The sequence below is a fragment of the Enterococcus infantis genome (assembly GCF_049166715.1).
In the GTDB taxonomy this organism is placed as follows: Bacteria; Bacillota; Bacilli; order Lactobacillales; family Enterococcaceae; genus Enterococcus_C; species Enterococcus_C leclercqii.
Genome location: NZ_JBMHFB010000004.1, coordinates 48,345 through 68,832, shown reverse-complemented (window position 1 = coordinate 68,832; position 20,488 = coordinate 48,345). Strand labels below are relative to the sequence as shown.

22 protein-coding genes and 1 other annotated feature are annotated in these 20,488 nt (G+C 44.2%); of the genes, 4 read left to right on the top strand and 18 right to left on the bottom strand.

Going from position 1 to position 20,488, the window contains the following annotated elements; genetic code table 11:
* Window positions 1-76: 76 nt before the first annotated feature.
* From ACOMA8_RS05750 to arcA, 4 genes are all read right to left on the bottom strand, one after another.
* A complete protein-coding gene (locus ACOMA8_RS05750) occupies window positions 77-679 on the bottom strand; it encodes a TetR/AcrR family transcriptional regulator (protein WP_161900534.1) in 603 nt (200 codons plus the stop codon).
* Window positions 680-871: 192 nt separating this feature from the next.
* Window positions 872-2,563, bottom strand: a complete 1,692-nt coding sequence (argS, locus tag ACOMA8_RS05745) for an arginine--tRNA ligase (protein WP_421369262.1) — start codon at window positions 2,561-2,563, stop codon at window positions 872-874.
* Between the two features lie 104 nt (window positions 2,564-2,667).
* Window positions 2,668-2,864 (bottom strand) — a binding site (T-box leader).
* A gap of 96 nt (window positions 2,865-2,960) precedes the next feature.
* Complete coding sequence (argF, locus tag ACOMA8_RS05740; RefSeq protein ID WP_421369260.1) at window positions 2,961-3,977, bottom strand: ornithine carbamoyltransferase; 1,017 nt, start codon at window positions 3,975-3,977, stop codon at window positions 2,961-2,963.
* Window positions 3,978-4,042: 65 nt separating this feature from the next.
* Window positions 4,043-5,266, bottom strand: a complete 1,224-nt coding sequence (arcA, locus tag ACOMA8_RS05735; protein WP_421369258.1) for an arginine deiminase — start codon at window positions 5,264-5,266, stop codon at window positions 4,043-4,045.
* Window positions 5,267-5,758: 492 nt separating this feature from the next.
* Between arcA and ACOMA8_RS05730 the strand changes: the two genes are divergently transcribed.
* The 3 genes from ACOMA8_RS05730 to ACOMA8_RS05720 all read left to right on the top strand — a co-directional run bounded on the left by ACOMA8_RS05730 (window position 5,759) and on the right by ACOMA8_RS05720 (window position 8,301).
* The gene (locus ACOMA8_RS05730) at window positions 5,759-6,433 is read left to right on the top strand and encodes a C39 family peptidase (protein WP_421369256.1); all 675 of its coding nucleotides are present in this window, start codon (window positions 5,759-5,761) and stop codon (window positions 6,431-6,433) included.
* A 61-nt stretch (window positions 6,434-6,494) separates the two neighbouring features.
* Entirely contained in the window at window positions 6,495-7,196 is a 702-nt protein-coding gene (gene vanR / locus ACOMA8_RS05725) for a VanR-ABDEGLN family response regulator transcription factor (RefSeq protein WP_421369254.1), read from the top strand.
* A complete protein-coding gene (locus ACOMA8_RS05720) occupies window positions 7,186-8,301 on the top strand; it encodes a sensor histidine kinase (protein ID WP_421369252.1) in 1,116 nt (371 codons plus the stop codon). Before vanR ends, ACOMA8_RS05720 begins: the two co-directional genes overlap by 11 nt.
* A 74-nt stretch (window positions 8,302-8,375) precedes the next feature.
* Here ACOMA8_RS05720 and tsaD read toward each other — a convergent pair whose 3' ends face one another.
* The 8 genes from tsaD to ACOMA8_RS05680 all read right to left on the bottom strand — a co-directional run bounded on the left by tsaD (window position 8,376) and on the right by ACOMA8_RS05680 (window position 16,343).
* Window positions 8,376-9,398: a tRNA (adenosine(37)-N6)-threonylcarbamoyltransferase complex transferase subunit TsaD gene (gene tsaD, locus ACOMA8_RS05715; protein ID WP_421369510.1), complete on the bottom strand. Its 1,023-nt coding sequence runs from the start codon at window positions 9,396-9,398 to the stop codon at window positions 8,376-8,378.
* A 14-nt stretch (window positions 9,399-9,412) separates the two neighbouring features.
* Window positions 9,413-9,895, bottom strand: coding sequence for a ribosomal protein S18-alanine N-acetyltransferase (gene rimI / locus ACOMA8_RS05710; RefSeq protein ID WP_161900526.1), 483 nt, complete (start codon window positions 9,893-9,895; stop codon window positions 9,413-9,415).
* Window positions 9,888-10,430: a ribosomal protein S18-alanine N-acetyltransferase gene (rimI, locus tag ACOMA8_RS05705; protein ID WP_421369250.1), complete on the bottom strand. Its 543-nt coding sequence runs from the start codon at window positions 10,428-10,430 to the stop codon at window positions 9,888-9,890. Before rimI (ACOMA8_RS05705) ends, rimI (ACOMA8_RS05710) begins: the two co-directional genes overlap by 8 nt.
* The gene (gene tsaB, locus ACOMA8_RS05700) at window positions 10,414-11,133 is read right to left on the bottom strand and encodes a tRNA (adenosine(37)-N6)-threonylcarbamoyltransferase complex dimerization subunit type 1 TsaB (RefSeq protein WP_421369248.1); all 720 of its coding nucleotides are present in this window, start codon (window positions 11,131-11,133) and stop codon (window positions 10,414-10,416) included. The genes rimI (ACOMA8_RS05705) and tsaB overlap by 17 nt, the downstream gene beginning before the upstream one ends.
* A 257-nt stretch (window positions 11,134-11,390) precedes the next feature.
* Window positions 11,391-12,374 carry a LacI family DNA-binding transcriptional regulator gene (locus ACOMA8_RS05695; protein WP_421369246.1) on the bottom strand — a complete coding sequence of 328 codons (984 nt, stop codon included), beginning with the start codon at window positions 12,372-12,374 and terminating at the stop codon, window positions 11,391-11,393.
* A gap of 95 nt (window positions 12,375-12,469) precedes the next feature.
* Complete coding sequence (gene galT, locus ACOMA8_RS05690) at window positions 12,470-13,957, bottom strand: UDP-glucose--hexose-1-phosphate uridylyltransferase (RefSeq protein ID WP_421369244.1); 1,488 nt, start codon at window positions 13,955-13,957, stop codon at window positions 12,470-12,472.
* 159 nt (window positions 13,958-14,116) lie between these two features.
* A complete protein-coding gene (gene galE, locus ACOMA8_RS05685) occupies window positions 14,117-15,112 on the bottom strand; it encodes a UDP-glucose 4-epimerase GalE (protein WP_161900521.1) in 996 nt (331 codons plus the stop codon).
* Window positions 15,113-15,179: 67 nt separating this feature from the next.
* Window positions 15,180-16,343: a galactokinase gene (locus tag ACOMA8_RS05680; RefSeq protein ID WP_421369242.1), complete on the bottom strand. Its 1,164-nt coding sequence runs from the start codon at window positions 16,341-16,343 to the stop codon at window positions 15,180-15,182.
* 208 nt (window positions 16,344-16,551) lie between these two features.
* Between ACOMA8_RS05680 and ACOMA8_RS05675 the strand changes: the two genes are divergently transcribed.
* Window positions 16,552-16,719 carry a DUF3042 family protein gene (locus tag ACOMA8_RS05675; protein ID WP_161900563.1) on the top strand — a complete coding sequence of 56 codons (168 nt, stop codon included), beginning with the start codon at window positions 16,552-16,554 and terminating at the stop codon, window positions 16,717-16,719.
* A 311-nt stretch (window positions 16,720-17,030) separates the two neighbouring features.
* On the opposite strand, the gene ACOMA8_RS05670 is transcribed toward ACOMA8_RS05675, so the two are convergent.
* The 6 genes from ACOMA8_RS05670 to ACOMA8_RS05645 form a co-directional block, all read right to left on the bottom strand.
* Window positions 17,031-17,381, bottom strand: a complete 351-nt coding sequence (locus tag ACOMA8_RS05670) for a DUF488 domain-containing protein (RefSeq protein ID WP_421369240.1) — start codon at window positions 17,379-17,381, stop codon at window positions 17,031-17,033.
* Between the two features lie 107 nt (window positions 17,382-17,488).
* The gene (locus ACOMA8_RS05665) at window positions 17,489-17,899 is read right to left on the bottom strand and encodes a rhodanese-like domain-containing protein (protein ID WP_161900518.1); all 411 of its coding nucleotides are present in this window, start codon (window positions 17,897-17,899) and stop codon (window positions 17,489-17,491) included.
* A gap of 65 nt (window positions 17,900-17,964) precedes the next feature.
* Window positions 17,965-18,930: an ROK family glucokinase gene (locus ACOMA8_RS05660; protein ID WP_421369508.1), complete on the bottom strand. Its 966-nt coding sequence runs from the start codon at window positions 18,928-18,930 to the stop codon at window positions 17,965-17,967.
* A 48-nt stretch (window positions 18,931-18,978) separates the two neighbouring features.
* Window positions 18,979-19,194 (bottom strand): YqgQ family protein, encoded by a 216-nt coding sequence (locus ACOMA8_RS05655; RefSeq protein WP_161900517.1) that lies wholly within the window; start codon window positions 19,192-19,194, stop codon window positions 18,979-18,981.
* Between the two features lie 18 nt (window positions 19,195-19,212).
* On the bottom strand, window positions 19,213-19,911 hold the full coding sequence (locus ACOMA8_RS05650) for a rhomboid family intramembrane serine protease (RefSeq protein WP_421369237.1): 699 nt from the start codon (window positions 19,909-19,911) through the stop codon (window positions 19,213-19,215).
* Window positions 19,901-20,470 carry a 5-formyltetrahydrofolate cyclo-ligase gene (locus ACOMA8_RS05645; protein ID WP_161900515.1) on the bottom strand — a complete coding sequence of 190 codons (570 nt, stop codon included), beginning with the start codon at window positions 20,468-20,470 and terminating at the stop codon, window positions 19,901-19,903. The genes ACOMA8_RS05650 and ACOMA8_RS05645 overlap by 11 nt, the downstream gene beginning before the upstream one ends.
* Between the last annotated feature and the right edge of the window lie 18 nt (window positions 20,471-20,488).

Genomic DNA, 20,488 nt, shown 5'->3' with positions numbered 1-20,488 from the left:
TAAAAAAATCCGAACTTGACGAAGGTTGTCGCTATCCTTCACAAGTTCGGATTTTTTCATTTTGGACAGTCAGCACTCAAAGAGACAGCCCATTTTTTAACCACTTCTCTCGAAAACGGTAGTCGGTTTTCAGCGTTTGAACATCCCAGTTGTTAACCACAGCAGCGGTCAACTCGTTCATTACCAGATCCATCATCAGATACAAAAAAGCTAATGACTCAGCTTTATCTGCCATCACGATACGATTTTTTTCCAATAATCCTGTCCAGGCTGTCAGTACATGCTCCTCAAGGGCATCGGCAGGAGCCAATCGCTTGGCAAACACATCGCTGCTTTGAGTCAAAAGTTTGATCATCTTCCATTCGTTGTCCTTTCGTTCCAGTTGCATGACACCAATCAAATAAGCTTCAATCCCCCGAAAGAAATCCTCCTGCTCTTCGCTGATTGCCGTGAGAATAGCCTGATGGACTTGGGCCGAAGCTCTTTTAATCATATACAGATGCGCATCTTCCAAATCCTCGAAGTACTTGTAAAAAGACCCTCTGGCCATGCCCATCCCTGTCACAATCTCTGAAACTTTTACCTGTGCCACATGGCGGTTGTAAAACACTTCTAATAAAACATCTTCAACGGCTTTTTTCTTAGCTGGAGGTAAATTCAGAAAAGTTGATTTTGGCACATTTATCACCTGGTTTCTTTTGAATGTAGAAGCCTTCGATACAAAAAACATCAAAACCTCTCATCATGTAATCTAAGCAACTGATTTTGACCACTCTTTACTCTCATTATAGAACAAAAGATTGCGGCTGTCCCCTGTCATTGGAGAGGGGCACCGCAATCTTTGTCCAACAATCTTTCTTTGAATGAAAGACTACATCTTATCTGGCGCAGCAAGTCCCAGTATGCGCAGGTCTTCTTTAAGAACTACAGTCACCGCGTAAACCAGTGCCAGACGTGCGTCTTTTTGATCATCGTCTGCCAATACTTTAACATTGGCATAAAACTTGTTGAAGACTTGGGCCAATTTGATCGCATGTTTAGCAATCACAGACGGTTCATATTTTTCAGCCGCATTCAAAACTGTGTCCGGGTATTGTTGCAAAAGCTTGATAACTTCCCAGCTATTTTCATCCGACAAGCTGTAAACTACTGAGGCATCTGGTGTGAAATCAGCTTTGGCAAGAATGCTCATCCCCCGTGCATGAGTGTATTGAACATAAGGACCCGTCTCGCCTTCAAAGCGCACGACTTCTTCCAAATTGAAATCAAAGTTGTTCATCCGATCGTTTTTCAAGTCATGGAAAATGACTGCTCCCACGCCGACTTGTTTAGCGACTTCATCTTGATTTTCCAGCGTTGGATTCTTTTCAGCAATCTGGCCTTTTGCCAAAGCAGTGGCCTCCATTAATACTTCTTCCAACAAGACGATCTTCCCTTTACGAGTGGATAGCTTTTTGCCGTCTTTTGTGATCAGCCCAAAAGCGACGTGATAGATTTCATCTGCCCAGTCAAAGCCCATTTCTTTCAAGACTGCTTTTAACTGTTTAAAGTGATAGCTTTGTTCATTCCCCACGACATAGACGGATTTGGCAAAATCGTATGTCCGTTTGCGGTAAAGTGCCGCAGCCAGATCCCGGGTGATATAAAGTGTGGCACCATCGGATTTGCGAATCAAAGCTGGATTCAAATCATAGGCGGACAAGTCCACAATTTCAGCCCCCTGGTCTTCTTTTAACAGGTGCTTTTCTTCCAGCATTTCCACGATTTCTGCCATTTTGTCGTTGTAAAAAGCTTCCCCATTCATGGAGTCGAATTTGACATCCAACAAATCATAAATCTTATTGAATTCTTTCATGGATTCATCACGGAACCATTGCCACAAAGAAATAGCCTCTTCATCGCCATCTTCCAGCTTTTTAAACCACGCCCTTGCTTCATCTTCCAATGCGGGTTCTGTTTCCGCTTTTTCATGAAAGTCGACATATAAGCGCAACAGTTCTTGAATCGGCTGTGCTTTGACTGCTGATTCTGAACCCCATTTTTTATAGGCCACAATCAGCTTACCAAACTGTGTTCCCCAATCGCCTAAATGGTTGATTCGAATTGGGCGGTAACCGATTTTTTCCAAGATAAATCCGATAGCATTGCCAATTACTGTAGAGCGCAAGTGTCCCATTGAGATAGGTTTCGCAATATTTGGTGAAGACATGTCGATTGGGACAGTCTGGTCCATACCTACAGAAGCATCTCCGTAATGATTTTTTTCAGTAATGACTTGCTTCAAAACAGTTTCAGACACACTACTTTTACTCATGAAAAAGTTCAAATACGGTCCTACAACTTCGATTTTTTCAAAGGCATCGGGTTCGATTTTTTCTGCCAATTCCGCGGCAATTTGTTGAGGTGCTTTGCGATAAGCTTTTGCCAAGGCAAATGCCGGAAATGCGACGTCCCCGTGATCTGCCGACTTAGGGTTTTCTAAGAGTGCTTGGACTTGCTCCAATGGAAGGTCGTCTTTCACCACATCAAAGACAGCTTTTGCTACGATTTCTTTGTTATTCATGTCATCTTCTCCTTTTTACGATTGACTGACGGTTTACTACACCTGAGAAATAAGCTGGCACAAGCAGTAATTGGGCAAACAAAAAACGTCCCTGATGTCTACACATCAGAGACGAGAATTCCCGCGGTACCACTCTTCTTGTCCGAACTTATCGGACCACCTCACCTCTAACGGTAGGCTGCCGTCTGCCAGTGCAGAAAACTCACAAGTGCGTTTCACGATGCGACAAATACCCGGCTTCCACCTCCCCGGATTCGCTTTAATCAGACTGCAGCGCTACTTTCTTGCTCAACGTTTCGTATTAAACTGAGACAAGTATAGCAAAAATGCAGCCCGTTGACTAGTTAAAAAATCAGCCATGCTTTTGTCAGCAAATGCAGGGCTACCCCACTTTGCTTCAAACTTTAGGAATAAACAGATTGCCCAGTGTGGCTGCCATCACAGCTTTGATGGTATGCATCCGGTTTTCAGCTTGTTGAAATTGCTTGGCAAAAGGCGCGTTGAATACCTCATCTGTCACTTCCATTTCCGTAACACCAAAAGAGGCCGCAATGTTTTTTGCATATTGAGTTTTGGTGTCATGAAATGCCGGTAAACAATGTAAAAAGATGACTTCTTCATTGCCTGTAGCAGCAACCATCTTCCTATTGACTTGATAGGGCAGTAAAAGTTCCACTCGTTCAGAAAATTTCTCTTCTTCTCCCATGGAAACCCAGACATCCGTATACAGCACATCTGCCCCTTTGACTCCTTTTGAAACATCAGTGGTAACCAACAGCTGAGCGCCAGATATATTGGCATATTTTTGCGCCAAAGCCACGACCTCCTCTTTTGGAAACAGGGATTCCGGTGCCACGATATGCACGTTAACTCCTAACAGCGCACCGGTCACTAATAATGAATTGGCGACATTGTTTCGACCATCGCCGGCATACACCAGAGTCAAGCCCTCCAGCTTGCCAAAATGCTCTTTAATCGTCAAAAAATCAGCCAACATCTGGGTTGGATGCCATTCGTCTGTTAGTCCATTCCATACTGGCACACCGGAAAAGGTCGCCAAGTCCTCCACCGCAGTTTGACTGAACCCGCGATACTCGATTCCGTCAAACATGCTTCCCAATACTTTAGCCGTATCTGCTACAGACTCTTTTTTCCCCAGCTGAATATCATTGGCCCCGAGAAATTCCGGATGTGCTCCCAGATCATTGGCGGCCACAGTAAAAGCGGCTCTAGTCCGAGTAGAGGTCTTTTCAAACAGCAACGCGATATTTTTTCCCTCCAGATATTTATGCGAGATTCCGGATTTTTTCAATTGCTTTAAATGCGCGGAAAAGTCGATCAAATACAGCAGCTCTTCTTTCGTAAAATCCTTTTCCTTCAAAAAACTCTTCCCTTGAAACACTGAATATTCCATCTTCGATCAACCTCCAAAATGTATAATTATTCATTTTGTTCAGTGTATCATAAAAACGGGAAAGTTCAAAGACTTTCCCGCCAAAAAGGTTGACTCATGCATCGGGGACCGCCTCTGCCTCGAGACAGCTCGCCAGAAGGGATCTCAAATACCGTAATTCCAGCTTCTCTCAGCAATTCATTGGAAACGTAGTTGCGATCATAAGTAACCACTTTTCCCGGTGCAATCGCTAACGTGTTGGAGCCATCATTCCACTGCTCTCTCGGTGCGGCAATGGCATCACCGCCACCGGTAGGAATCAAAATCAGCTCGCTAAGTCCCAACAGTTTTTTCAGCACTTGCTGCAAATCCCGCTGGGCTGTGATTTTCAAGTTTTCAGCTGCTGCTTCAATCACATAAATATCCAGCATGCCTTCTGCTGAGAGGATCATTGGATGAATCGTAAACTTGTCTTTGTCTACCATGGTAAAAACCGTATCCAAATGCATCATCGCCCGCTCTTTAGGTATTTTAATTGCCAGGATCTTCTGAAAGCCGCCTGATTTACCCAAAATATTACGTGCCAGCTGCTCAATTGCTTTGGCACTAGTTCGTTGGCTGATGCCTACTGCCAACACCTCGTTACTCAATACTAAAACATCTCCACCCTCAATCGGGGCATCATAGTCCCGATCCAGCCAGATAGGAGTTTCTTCTTTGGCAAAATCTGGATGATGTCGATAGATGTATTCTACAAAAAGTGATTCTCGCTTACGGGCTTCAAAAGCAAGGGGGTTGATCAACAAGCCCCGTCCGACACAAGCCAATGAGTCCCTAGTAAAATAGAGGCTGGGCATTGGCATCAGATAAAAAGGTTTACCGTCGTCTCGAGAAAAGTCCAGTAGCGATCTGCCGCTCACCTTGATTTCATTGGTACGAACACCTGCCATCAGCTTTTCCACCAGCGCTTGGGTATCAAGGGCCATCAAATATTCAAAAAGCTCTTGCCTCAAAAAAGGCGATTGAATTTTTGACTCATTTAAAAAATCAACGACAAAGGGAACTTTGACCCCGCCGGCAGCAATCGCTTCTGCTGCCATCTTTTCCAAATAGCAAACCTCAATTTCCTGTGATCGTAGCAAATCAGCAAAAACATCGTGCTCTCTTTGAATCATCTTCAAAAATGGAATATCATCAAACAGCAACTCTTCCATGCTGTCAGGAGTCAAATTCTCAACTTCTTGTCCCGGACGTTTCAACAAGACTTTTTTCAATTTACCAATCTCGGAAAATACTTCAATGGTACTCACTTTTCCAGCCTCCCGCCACACGTTTTTTGTCAAGAAGCCGCCGTAATTTCCTAACCGACCTCCTTTTGTCTTTCTCAATTATAACTTACTTTGCTATTTTTCTTCATGCAGCACCTCTTCACCGTCTATAAAAAAGATTTGCCAGTTTAGCAATTTACTGTTAGCGATCCCTGACTGTCTGTTCAAAAGCTATCCAAAACATAACAAGTCCATACAAAAAAAGAACAGCCTCCAGCGCTTATTTGAAATGTCATAAAATCGTAAGAACTTCATCAGAAAGAAGTGATACTTGAAACTGCCACTCACGATATGCTGAACCTACAAAATGACTGCATTGCTTTGAAGTACATCGTTTAGATCCTATAAGCAATCAACAAACAGTCGCTATTGGAGGAATCGATTATGACACACAATAAAACAATTTCTGTCAGACGTTCTTTGACACAAAAAAGTAATAGGCGGCAAAAAAATGTCCTCAAGAGGCGTCTTTCATTGTTTCTGACAGGAACCTTACTACTAATTATTGGCTACAGCTTAATAGGACGTGGCTATCAACTGCCTTTCAGACTCCCTTGGGATTTTTCCAGCAGCCCAGGAGTCCAAATTTTACCTGAGAGCTTCAGTCAAAAAGCCAAACAGTTTCTGAACAAAGATAAAAAAAACGGAGATTTGCCTTTGCTGTTACAAACAGACGAACGCTGGGGGGAAGTCACTTACGGTCTGGAAAGCTCAAAAAACGACTTGGCTCATAATGGTTGTGCTTTGGCGTCGTTAGCTATGATTAATTCTTACTGGAAACAACACACGACTACTCCTACTGATGTTCTTTCTTGGGCCAAAAACACCTATTACGTCAAAGGGCAAGGAACCTCGTGGCAGATTTTTTCCGACTTTGCAGCTGCCAACAATCTTCAATTTGAAAATCTCGGAAACCACTTCAATCGCGCCAAGGAGTTTATGAACAACGGCATACCAGTGATTGTCTCCGTGAAACCAGGAACTTTTACTACAGTAGGACACATCATGGTCTTGGCTACCGACAGTCAAGGGCGCCTCAAAGTCTACGACCCCAATGACAGTCCTACAAAACAACATTATCGTGAAACCTACGACAGTGAGACTTTTATTGAAGAAGGCATCAATTATTGGGCACTGTGGAAAAGATGACAGCTTACTCTCCTTACCTTATACTAAGAATAAATTACTGGTATAAAAGGAGCTCCTCCCCATGACTGAGATTCTGATTGTTGATGACGAAAAAGAAATTGCTGATATGTTGGCGGCATTTTTAGAAAATGAAGGCTATCGTGTTCAAGTCGCTTATACCGGTAAAGAAGCATTGAGTCATTTGGATCAAGCCCCACCTTCCCTGGCACTGTTGGACGTCATGCTTCCAGACATTGACGGTTTTTCATTGTTGCGAAAGATCCGAGAGACTGCTTTTTTTCCAGTCCTGATGCTGACTGCTAAAAGTGAGGACCTAGATAAGATTACGGGACTTTCCCTGGGGGCAGACGATTATATCACCAAGCCCTTCAATCCTCTAGAAGTGGTGGCCAGAGTCAAGACGCAACTGCGCCGCTACCAAACTTATAATCAAGGAGCTGCCGTATTGAATTTACAGCAATTAGACGAATATGATTACAACGGACTATTCGTTTCAAAAAGCAGCCATAAAGTCGCGCTTTACGGAAAAGAGATTAAACTGACACCATTGGAATTCAAAATTCTTTGGTATCTCTGCAGTCATGCCGGTAAAGTCGTTTCCTCTGAAACACTCTTTGAAACCGTCTGGGGCGAAAAATACCTGGACAATAACAATACCGTGATGGCCCATATCGCTCGACTAAGAGAAAAGCTCCATGAGCCACCACGAAATCCCAAATTTATCAAAACCGTCTGGGGGGTGGGCTATACCATTGAAAAATAAGAGCCGTTTGGCGGGCAAACTGATGCGCCGCTACCTACTACTAACCGGTGGCATGATCCTCATCTTCATTATTTTTCCACTGATTTTGAAGATGGTTTTGAGTTCACGAACCTGGTATTACTCTGATCCGCTATATCCTTTGCTCAACTTTGTCAATCGTATGCTGGTACCCATCTTAGCATTGGTCGCAGTTGTCATTTGGGTAAGTGGCACCTTTCTTTTTATTCGCAGAGCTGCCAATTATTTGAACGAAACACTAGCAGCAGCCAAACAGCTGGTCCAAGAGCCGGAAAAAGAGATTGAGCTGTCTGATGATTTGGCCGACTTTGCCGTGGAGATGAACCGCCTGCGGGTCAGAAGCCTGCTTCATCAACAAGCAGCCCATGATGCCGAGCAGAAAAAAAACGACTTGATCGTCTATCTCGCACATGATCTCAGAACGCCTTTGACTAGCATTATCGGCTACCTGACTTTGCTGGAGGAAAGCCCAGAACTCCCACCCGAAATTCGTGGAAAATACACTGGCATAACCTTGGACAAAGCTTATCGCTTAGAAAATCTGATCAATGAGTTTTTTGAGATCACCCGCTTCAATTTGGCCTCAGTCAGTTTAACGACGCACCCCACAGAGTTATCTGTCATGCTTCAACAGCTCAGTTATGAATTTTTGCCGCTGATGTCAGAAAAGAATCTTTCCTGGGAACAAGAGCTGGCTAGCGACATTTGGGTAGACATTGATACCGAAAAATTCGAAAGAGTGTTGGACAATCTCATCAAAAATGCCATCAACTATGCAGATCCCGGTACTTCTTTAAACTTACATTTGACACAAAAAAACAACCAAGGCCTCCTGACATTGGAAAATCAAGGAGCAACAATACCAGAAGATAAATTGGCGCGAATCTTTGAACCTTTTTATCGTGGCGATAGCGCCCGGGGAACCCAATCTGGTGGTACCGGGCTGGGCCTGCCTATTGCTAAAGAGCTCGTGGAAAGCCATCATGGAACACTGCAGGCAAAAAGCTCAGAAGGAACCTTCACGATGATTTTGACTTTGCCGCTTTCCAGTACCCATCAAGCTACGTACACCATCACTCACAGCTGACAATCCTCTGTCACAGAGAAAACACAAAAAAAGCGCTCTGCTCACCAGATTTGGTGGAGCAAAGCGCTTTTTAGTTAGACAGCTTGAAAACTAAGACTGGGATTGGCATTTAGCGCAAGGTCAGCAAAATGTCCTTTTTGCAACTCAATATGCGCTGCTGCCCCAATCATCGCAGCGTTGTCCCCACATAAACGCAGTGGGGGAATCAAAAGCTGCAGCTCCGGCAATTCAACTGCCGTTTTTTGCGCCAAGCCCTCCCGCAAACCTTGATTTGCCGCGACACCGCCGGCCACAATCAGTTGTTTGACGGGATATTCTTTACAAGCGCGAATGGTCTTTTCAATCAACACTTCGCAAACACTTGCCTGGAAACTCGCCGCTAAATCAGCTTTGTCAAATGTTTCTCCCCGTTGTTCTCCATTGTGAACCAAATTGATAAACGCACTTTTCAAGCCACTGAAGCTAAAATCGAAGTTATCCTCGTGAAGCATGGCCCGAGGAAATCCGTAAGCATCTTGTCCGGTATGAGCTAAGCGATCAATTTCTTTGCCACTAGGATAAGGCAGACCCAAAACACGCCCTACTTTATCATAGGCTTCACCCGCGGCATCGTCTCGTGTCTCGCCGATGATTTCAAAAGAGCCGTCTTCTGCCATGTAAACAAGTTCCGTGTGTCCTCCGCTAACTAACAAAGCCATCAAAGGAAATTCAAGGGGCGCCACAAAACGGGCGGCATAGATGTGTCCTGCCATATGATTCACCGGAATCAAAGGCAGCCCATGAGCCCAAGCAAAGGCTTTGGCCGCAGAGATACCAATCAATAGCGAACCCACTAAACCGGGGCCATATGTCACTGCCACAGCTGTCAAATCTGCTGGCGTTACTTGGGCTTCAGATAAGGCGTCTTCTAAACAGATCGTGATTTGCTCCACATGATGGCGACTTGCTACTTCAGGAACCACACCACCAAAGCGCTGGTGACTCTTGATCTGAGAAGCAACGATATTACTTAAAATCTCGCAGCCGTCTTTGATGACGGCCACACTAGTTTCATCACAACTTGATTCGATTGCCAAAATCAATTCTGTTGGTTTCAACTCTTCCAAAGGTTTCACTCTTTCTTTTCCACCGACAAAAGCTTGCGCATAATCAACGCATCTTCAAAGGGGTGTTGGTAGTATTGTTTTCGTTTGCCTATCACTTCAAAATGCTGGCTGCGATAGAGACGTTGGGCATGACTATTACTACTCCGAACTTCTAAAAAAACAGTCAAAACCGCTTCTTCCTGCACCAGCTTCGCAAATAAAGTTTCCAAAAGTCGTTGGCCCAACTGGTGTCCGCGATATGCTGGAAGTACCGCCAGATTTGTGATTTCCCCTTCGTCAAACAGATGATGACAGCTGACGAAAGCGATGGTTTTCTGCCCTGCTTTCGCTATGAAGTACAACGTTCGGGGATTTTTCAGGTCATCTTCAAATTGTTGAATAGACCACGGGCTGCCGGCTGGATAGGCAGCAGTGGCCAATTGAAATAGCTTATCAGCCACAGAAGCATCCGTCTTATCCAATAATTCAATCATTATTTTATTAGTCATTGAGAAATTTCACCATATCCAATGCATCTTCGTTGGACTCGTCATAGTAGCCTTTTTTGATTGCACGGGAAACAAATCCCAGCTTCCGATACAATCGCTGCGCATCCCGATTGCTAAGACGCACTTCCAAAGACATGGTCTCACAACCACTTGCTGCCGAAAACTCTTCCATCTCCGTCAGCAGCCGACTGCCAATTCCTTGTCCTTGGTAGTCAGGTAACACCGCCACATTGGTGATATGACCGTCAGTTCCTTGGATGCGGCAGCCGCTAAAAGCGATGATTTCATCTTCATACATTGCACAAAGGTACAAATGTCGCAGCGGGGAAACAAACTCGGATAAAAAAGCAGAACGACTCCACGGTAAGGTTCCCGCATAGACTTTTTTTTGCAATAAAATCAGTGACTTGATGTCCTCGTCTGTCAGCTCCCGCAACAGGTAATGCCGATTTCCGATAGTGACGACTTGACGCTCATATTGCGGTACTCTTTTTTGCCGCCAAATGGAAGTGAGCGCCTTAAATCTTTTCAACATAATTCTCGTCCCCCGGAGAATGAGTGGTCAACCATTTTTCCTCCGCCTCTACCCGTTTTAGATAAGCGGGCAAAAAGCTGTCGATATCTTCAATGGGCGCGGCTTTACTTCCCAGTTCTGCCAAAATACTGCCACGGGGAAAATCCCATTGAGAAAAGTCGTTGACAGCCGCATTTGGTGCAGCTTCTCTAAGTACATCCAAAAATTTCACCGTATCGGCGCCTAAAAACAGCACTTCTTTTTCTGAAGAGAGTTCATCTGCAAGCTGCGCTACTGGCAGATGTCGATCCGGCACCACATTTACCAACTCATGGTTTTGCCAACGATAGACACCGGCATAGACATTTTGGCGGCGGGCATCAAACAGTGGCACCAATAACCCTGTTTTGTGCCGAGCGTTGGCTGCGATCACTGCCAGACTGGAAATACCTACTAACTCTTTTCTCAAGGTATATGCCAAAGTTTTTGCTGTCGTCACCCCAATTCGCAACCCGGTATAAGAACCAGGTCCTTGAGCCGTCACAATCCGATCCAAGTCCGCCGGCTGCCAACCAGCTTCTATCATCAATTGTTCAATAGCGGGCATCAATGTGACGCTATGGTTTTTATTATTTGTGGTGATTAACTCGTTCACGATTCTATTGTCTTCCGTCAACGCTACCGTCAACGTCTGATTTGAGGTATCAAAGGCCAATACTTTCATTTTCGTCCATCCTTCTTACTGAAACAACCGTCTCCACGTTTGAAAAACAATCTTTTTTCACTCACGCTTACAAACGATATATTTTAGCATATTGTAACACAATTTAAAAGAGCCGCCATTCGACCTTAATCCAATACAAAATATCCGAAGATAATCCCTGTGTTCTTCTCAACCAACTCATCAAGAAGTGATTGCAGCAGGTGCCTATCATCGGATCATTTTTGTATGTTAGTTTTTACGCTTCAGCTTCAAGCTACTTATTTTGCAGAGTCGCGCAAGACCAATTGCGTACCTATGGTGATCTTTCTAGGCACTGGAGCTTTCTCACGAGCAACATCCACCATGGTAGCCAATGCCAATTCTCCCATCCACTCCGTTGGTACATGGACAGTCGAAAGGGCTGGCGAAATATATTTCGCGACGGAGACATCATTAAAACCAATCACGGAAATATCTTCCGGAACCTTTAACCCGGCTTCTTGGATGGCTCGTAAGGCACCGACTGCCAATGCATCACTGGAAGCAAACAAGGCGGTAGGCAGCTCGTGGGCCGTTTCCACAAAGTGTTTCATTCCTTGGTAACCGCCATTTACAGTAAATTCACCGGCAATCATAAATTCAGGTTGAAACATGCGCAAACGGGTCAACCGCTGTTGGAAAAACTGCTTGCGGGGATCAGCAATCTCGTTGCGGCTTTCTTTTGTATACTCAATTCCCGACAAGATGCCGATTTTCTCGTGACCGGTCTTGATAAAATGATCAATCACAAGATCCACTGCTTGCTGAAAGTCCACCACAAGGGAGTCCTGTCCATAAAGCATGCCGTCAAAATCGACGAATAGCAGTGGCTCGTTTAATTTTTGCAGCCGCTTCACCTGTTTGGCATCAAATTTTCCCAACGCAATGATGCCATCTGCCTTGTCTTCGGAAAGCTCATCCAGGTTCTCTTTGATCAAGCGAACCTTCAATTCTTCTGCCTTCTGTTCAATTCCTAGGCGAATAGCCAAATAATACAAGTCAGCCAACTCTTCCTCGGAATCATACCATTGGATCAGACGAAAGAGTTGATTTTCACTTTTTTGCTTATTCTTATGCTTTGTATAATTGAGCGCCTCGGCTACCTCAAAAATTCGTTTTTTTGTCTCTTGACCCACCGACAATTCCGGATCATAGTTCAATACCCGGGAAACAGTCGCCGGTGATACCCCGGCTTTTTCAGCGATATCCTTGATGGTGGCCATGGGTCATTCCTCCTTGCTTCTAAATTGCAGGTGACATATTACTCACAAAATGACAGTCTGGCTCAAAAAGTTCCAGAAAAATCACTTCTATATCTTTAGTCTTTCAATGTGTCAATAAATCGTTGGAAGGCGGCTTGTCCGGCTTCATCACGCTTGAATACACCGGCATGCTCCAAAACTTTCGCAAAAACCAATCCGACTTCTTTTTGTACAATAGCTTCTACATTTTCAGCTGTCAAAGAGTAGTTGCTCTTCATTTCATCAGCCCATGGAATATGCATAGGTGCAATTTCATTTGGTTGATCTAAAAGATAGTTGGCTACTTCTTTGAGCTCCGTTGCTAGTCGTGGCGGCAAAACTGCCAGCCCCATCACCTCAATCAAACCAATGTTTTCCTTTTTAATGTGTTGGACTTCCGGATGCGGATGGAAAATACCGTCTGGAAATTTTTCTGAAACATTGTTATCCCGCAAGACCAAATCAATTTCAAACTGATCGCCATTTCGTCGGGCAATCGGTGTGATGGTATGGTGCAAAGTGCCATCTTCAGAAACAGCTCGGACTGAAACCGACTCGTCGGAATAGCCTTGCCATTTTTTCAGGATAAAATCGGCACAAGCCACCAGTTGATCTTGGCTGTCTGATTGCAAACGAATCACCGACATGGGCCATTTGACGATACCGGCGTTAACCTTTGGATAAGCAGGCAGCGTAAAGCTTTTTTCGATTTTAGCTCCTGCCATCGCAAAGGTGTGGCGGCCGCCTTGGTAGTGGTCATGACTCAAAATTGAGCCGCCAACGATTGGCAGATCAGCATTGGAGCCGACAAAATAGTGAGGCAACACTTCAATGACTTTCAACAGGCGTTCGAAAGTTTTGCGAGAGATTTTCATCGGTACGTGTTCATCCCGTAAAACGATACAGTGCTCATTGTAATAAGCATAAGGTGAATATTGAAACCCCCATCCCTCACCATCTAAATTCATACGGATAATTCGATGATTGGTACGGGCTGGATAATTCATCCGTCCTTTATACCCTTCATTTTCCATGCACAACATACATTTTGGATAATCCACAGCTACTGCATTGCGTTGAGCCGCGATTTCTTTGGGATCTTTTTCCGGTTTGGAAAGGTTGATGGTAATCTCTAGCTTGCCGTACTCAGTCTCCGCAAAAAAGACGATGTTTTTGGCGATTGCCCGCGTCTTGATATAGTCATTATTTTTACATAATTCAAAGAAATAATCAGTCGCCGCTTGGGGATCTTTGGAGTACTGCTGGGCAAATAACGCATTGACCACAGAAGGCGGCGGTGTCATCAAGTCCATTAGTTGTGCTTCAAAGATTTCTTGTTCAGCCAAAGTAGCTCCGATTACACCGTTTGCTTTGGCTTTGGCCACCAGCTCATCCATCAACTGGATAGAGGTCCGCTCTGGCATCTTGATTTCATATTCTCCCAGTGCATCTTCCCCAATCATTCCTAAGATCCGGTTTTGCAAATAGATGCGGTCCATGTCCATCCAACCGCCAGCTTTAATAGCCAGCGTAGTAAAATCAAAAATCGTCTGACTGAGAGTCATTTTTGTTTCTCCCTTCAAAACAGCGAGGTGCTGTTTTCTCCTAATCAGCTGTCTTTTGAAGACAACTTTTTTCAATTGACAAAATAGACCGGTGACCTTGTGAGACTTCCACGATCAGCCACCGGCCCGCTGTCAAAAATTCAGAGCTGATTTACCAGCTTATTTTTTATCGTCATACCCTTTTGGATGGCTCACATGCCAATTCCAAGCGGTGCGGATAATCTCTTTGACATCCGTGTAAGCTGGTTGCCAGCCTAAAACTGTTTTAGCTTTTTCGCTGGCTGCTACCAATTTTGCCGGATCTCCCGCCCGACGCGGTGCAATTTCAGCCGGAATTTCTTTGCCAGTTACTTCTCGAGCTGCTTCCAACATTTCTTTTACGGAATAGCCATTGTTTGATCCCAGATTGAAAACATTCGAATCATTGCCCGCTTTCAAATACTCCAAAGCCAAGATATGTGCCGCAATCAGATCTTCTACTTGCACATAATCCCGCACACAAGTACCGTCTGGTGTCGCATAGTCGTCCCCAAAAATCTTCAGTGCCCCCCGTTGTCCCAGCGCCACTTGCAAAATGATGGGTACCAGATGAGTTTCCGGATCATGGTCTTCACCAATAGATGCATCGGCTTTGGCTCCGGCAACATTAAAGTAACGCAAAGCAACGTATTTCATCCCATAAGCATCATCACACCACTTCATCATTTTTTCCATGATCAGTTTGCTTTCGCCGTAAGGGTTTTTCGGATTAGTAGGCATTTCTTCTGAGATTGGTACAACTTCTGGTTCGCCATACGTTGCAGCAGTTGAAGAAAAGACAATGTGTTTCACATCGTGTTCTTGCATCACTTCCAATAAGACCTGCATCCCGTATACGTTATTGTTAAAGTATTTTAATGGCTTTTCAACAGATTCTCCCACAAGTGAAAAGGCGGCAAAATGCATCACACCTTCGATTGCTTCTCTTTCAAAGACCCCTGACAAAAATGCTTTGTCGCGAATGTCCCCTTCGTAAAATTTGGCTGCTGGGTGAACGGCAGCCCGGTGACCAGTAAACAAGCTATCCACCACGACAACTTCATACCCTTTATTGATTAGTTGATCCACTGCATGAGAACCAATATAACCGGCTCCCCCCAATACTAAAATTGACATTTACTTTCCTCCTCAAGTGATTTTCAGCTTATTTAACTGAAACCTGCTCGTCATAGATTATACCCCATTAATTCAATTTGCGGGCCCCGTCATCAATTGATGCTTTATAAATATCTGTACCATACCCGATTTTATCAACATAGGCTTGTTTAACGTTATTTACAAAATTGTCCCATTCACTGTCCTTCACCAATGCAATCGCGCAGCCGCCAAACCCGGCACCGGTCATGCGAGCTCCTAAGACACCCTCTTGTGCTTGCGCTGCGGCAACTAATGTATCCAATTCAATTCCAGTCACTTCGTAATCGTCTTTCAAAGAGGCGTGGGAGGCATTTAACAGTTGCCCAAAGGTTGCCAAATCACCGGCCACCAGTGCTTCTTTCGCTCTCATTGTCCGTTCGTTTTCCAAAACAGCATGTTTGGCGCGCTTAATCAGCGTTTCGTCTTCAATCAACTCTGTGTTAGCAAAGAAAGTTGCCCCATCCAATTCTCCCAGTGACTTGATATCAAGCTTCGTTTGCAACAAGCTCAGTGCTTTTTCACATTCCGAGCGGCGTTCATTGTATTTTGAATCTGCCAGTTCCCGACGCTTGTTGGTGTTCATGATTGCCACGACATATTCACCAAACTCGGCCGGCACCAATTCATATTCCAGAGTATTGGTGTCCAATAAAATGGCGTGATCCTTTTTGCCCATTCCGATAGCAAACTGATCCATGATGCCTGAATTAACGCCGATGAATTTGTTTTCTACCCGCTTACCGATTTCTACTAGGTCGATCATTTTTACCTTCAGATCAAACAGATCATTCAGAACTACCCCTGTCAGCAACTCGATGGAAGCTGAAGATGATAACCCGGCGCCATTTGGAATTGTTCCGTAAAAAATCATATCCAAACCACTGTCGATTGTATAACCATCCGCTTTTAGAAATTTAATCATCCCTTTAGGGTAGTTGGTCCAATCATCCTCTTTACGAAATTCCAGATCATTGACCGAAAACTCAATCACACCTTTACCGGGGAAATTTTCAGAATACAGCCGTACCCGATCATCTTCGCGTTTTCTAGCCAAACCGAATGTCCCAATAGTGATTGATGCTGGAAAAACATGGCCACCGTTATAATCGGTATGCTCACCAATCAAATTGATGCGTCCCGGCGCGAAGTATTCTCCTGCTGCTTCTGTCCCAAATTTTTCTTTAAAAATACCACGAAGATCTTTATCCATGCTGTGCACCTCTGCTTTTTAATTTAGTAAATTTATTATAAAATATTTACTAAATCTTTTCAAGTAGCACTTTGCAGTTTCTTGAGAAATACTTAAATCGTTGCTCATTTTTTCACGTAGATTGATCTATAAGAGTTATTCCTTTTCATTTATTGGGGCTTCCTTCATAATAGAACTATAAAATCTATTACATTTGAGGTGAAGGATGATGAAAAAATTTGTATCTGGCTTGTTAGTGGGCACAGTCGCTACTGCTGCTGCTGTAGCTGGTTTTGCTGTAGCAGTCAAAAAGCAAATCATCGATCCCATCGATGAAAAAGAAGCGATGATCGAAGAAAACCGCAAAAAAGCGGCCCGCAAACGTATCGCCCGCTAATAATAGTTATTCCTAAAACAGGGCTTAGACAATCTTCTTGTCACTGCTCTGCAAATCGAATACTACCAACGTAAGCCAAAAAAGACGGCGAACTTCCATTAATTGATCGGAAGTTCGCCGTTTTTTCATTGGTAAACCTTTCATAAGCGGCAATAATCACAACTATTTTCTAACTAGGTTGAAGTGCTGACCAGCTTCCCCTAGGCAAGTGATTGCTGCCAAAGCCCCTTTCTTTACAATTGCGACAGCTTTTTTTGCACTCAGCTACAACTATTTTTGTCTCATGAAATTTACTGCAAGCCCTCTTTTGATTAGCTTTCCAATAATTCTTTCAAAACAACTGCCTGATTATGCACTTCATTTTTCGCTCCATATAAAAGCGTGACTGTCTTGTGGTCTTTTACGATTGCCTTCAGTTTTTCAAAAGCTTCCGCCTGTGGACCTGATTTAAGCTCCTCCTCATACTTTTTCTTGAACTCGGGGTATTTTTCATCCTCATGATTGAACCACTGCCGCAATTCTTTGCTGGGACTGATGTCTCTTAGCCATTCATTCAATTTTGCGTCAACTTTCTTTTCCCCTCGGGGCCAAACACGGTCGACTAATACTCGATAGCCATCAGTTTCTGATGGCGCTTCATATACTCTTTTCAACTGAACCATTAAAACCACCTCCAATCAAAGTGTAGCACCTGGTCATTTTACCGGCAAAAGAAAAGACAGCCCAGGATGCTTAAGTTTCAGATCCCAGACTGTCATTAACATTTATGTTATTTGCTTTTTGTTTTCCCGCTCCACTCTTGGTAGCCGGTCTTCAAAATATAGATATCTTTAAACCCTTGTTTTTTCAGCTTGATTGCCGCCCGAACAGCCAAGGATTTTTTACGTTCATACAAGTAGATTGGCTGATCTTTACGGAAACTGCCGTAAGAATTAGCCAGTGTGGAAAAAGCGATATTGCGGGCGCCTAAAATGTGCCCCGCATTGAAGTCTTCCCGTTCCCGAATGTCTACTACTTGCGCTTTACGCATGCCTTCTTTGAACTCTTCTTCTGTCAGTTGCGTTGCTGAACGACGGCCTTGAATAAAAATATACAATTCGTGGATAGCAATTGCCAAAACAACAAGTCCTAAAATGATGTTGAGCATGCCAAATCCACTCAGTGCTAAAAACAGTTTCATATGTTCCAAACCTTTCTTTACAAACCTTCGCTGGAAAACCAGATACAGGTTGTAGCTTCATAGTATTATTCTGCGATCTGCAATGCCAATGATCCGGCACCAATCACGCCGGCCTCATTACCTAATTGTGCCAGTTTAATTTTCGTAGAGTTGGTCACTTGCGGGAAAGTGAATTCACGGAAGTAGTTTTCTACGCGACTGCGCAAAAACTCACCGGCTGCTGATACCCCACCGCCGATCACGATGCTATCTGGATTCAGGGTATTTCCCAGGTTGCCACAAGCCAGTCCCAAGTAGAAGCAAACTTTATCCACTACCATCAAAGCAAAAGGATCGTCTGCTTGAGCTGCTTCAAACACGTCTTTAGATGAGATGTCTTGCCCGTCATCCAATTGTTTTTTCAAATCAGAATCGCCGGCATATTCTTCGGCCATTGTTCGGGCTACTCGCACAACCCCAGTCGCACTGGAAACTGTTTCCAGACACCCCCGTTTGCCGCAAGTACACATAAACCCTTCAGGATCTACCGTCACATGCCCGATTTCACCCGCACAGCCAGCAACACCATGGAGCAGATTGCCTGCTGCGATAATACCGCCGCCAACACCAGTGCCAAGTGTCATGAAGACCACATCAGGATTGTTCTCCCCGGCACCTTTCCAACGCTCGCCCAATGCCGCAACATTAGCATCATTGTCGATTGCAAATTTGATTCCGGTACCGGTTTCAATCTGCTCTTTTACCGGTTGTAGTGTTGTCCAGTTCAGATTGTAGGCACCAATAACCGTTCCCGCCTGAATATCAACACTGCCTGGTGTCCCCATACCGATTCCGATAAAATCTTCCGGCTTCATTCCATACAAGTTCAGATGGTGGTTAATGGATTCGATAATATCCGGCACAATATGACTGCCGTCGTCCAAAATATTGGTTTCGATACTCCATTTTTGTTGGATTTCGCCATCTGCTGTCATAATAGCAAATTTGGCAGTAGTACCGCCCAGGTCGATTCCGATGATTTTTTTGTCCATGTTCACGTTTTTCTCTCCTATCACAGTTACTGCTCCTGAAGCAATAAGCTAGGGCAGTTGTTGATTTTCGCGATTTTCTTCGATGCGGTGCTCCCGTCTAAGAATATGCCAAGCGGTCATGTAGGTATCATGATCCACCAGATGCCCATCGTACAACTTACGCAGTTCGATTTGCATCAATTCAATATCCCAAATTCGCTTTCCCACATACACGATAATCCCGAAACCTTTCAATAATTGCTGTACATCATAAAGACTTTCCATTTTCAACACACCTAACTATTATACAAGCATTCCGTATTTTTTTAAACCGTATATAAGGCAAATTCCGAAAAGAAACACATAGAGAACTCCAGTAATGATTCGCGTGTGGATGGAATAGTTTCCGGGATTTTTCGGCAGTGCGATCGTATTTCCCAATAACAGACCACCAATAATCCCGCCAACATGCCCCCAGATATCAATGGATTGGTCAAAAATACCAAATACCAGACTCAGTAAAACAAACAGCGCAAACTGCCGAACCATCCCTTGAATCGCTGGATTGTGACGAAAATAAATCCCCAGAATCAAAAAGGCACCGAAGATACCAAAAATGGCAGTACTGGAGCCAGCTGACTGAATCCCTGCTGTATTAAACGCAAAGCTGAAGGCATTTCCCAAAATACCACTCAACAGATACAGGGCTAAAAAGCGAACGTGGCCATACAGTGCTTCCACCTGCTGACCGATAAAATACAAGACAAGGGAGTTAATTGCATAATGCGCCAAACCAAAGTGCAAAAAGATTGGCGTGACAAAGCGCCAATACTGATGGAAGAAGGCCACATAAGGACCGTACATCACTCCTTTGGGCTGCAATTGTAAGCTGGGAGCCAGATAAACCAGTAAAAAGACCACTGTTTGAATGGCAATCAAGGTATAAGTAATATATGGGCCGTTTTTCCATTGATTGAGGGTGCGTTTCAAATCAAAATTCATGATGTTCCTCTTTTCTATAAGTGTCGGTAATCAGTTTGTCTACCGGTAGATCAAAGGACTCAGGCTGCCAATCTGAGCGCAGCTGTTCACTAAAGACCAAGCTGATGGTTTTCCCCGGAAAATCCGCTAAAAAGCGATCATAATAACCACCACCAAAGCCGATACGATACCCCTGGGGCGAAAAGATGACACCAGGAACCAGCAACAAGTCGATGGCTTCTTTTAAAATCGGCGCATGGTGTCCTGGTTCCTCCACACCAAAAGTACTTTTGACATACTTACTTGCGTCAGTTACTTCATGAAAGACCAACTGACGATTGGGAGCAGTCTTTGGTACGACCAACCGCTTTTTTTCGGCAAAGCCTCGAATGAACAAAGGAAGATTGTCAAATTCAATTGCTGTTGAGCGGACCAATCCGATTGTTTTGGCCTCTTGCCAACTGCGAGAAGCAAAGAGAAGCCCAGCGATTCTTGCTTCTTTTTCCTGCTTTTTCTTCGATTGCTGACTGAGTGTCGTCAATTTTTTGATGCCTTCTTGCCGAAGTTGTATTTTATCCATCTTGTCTCCTATCGTGAT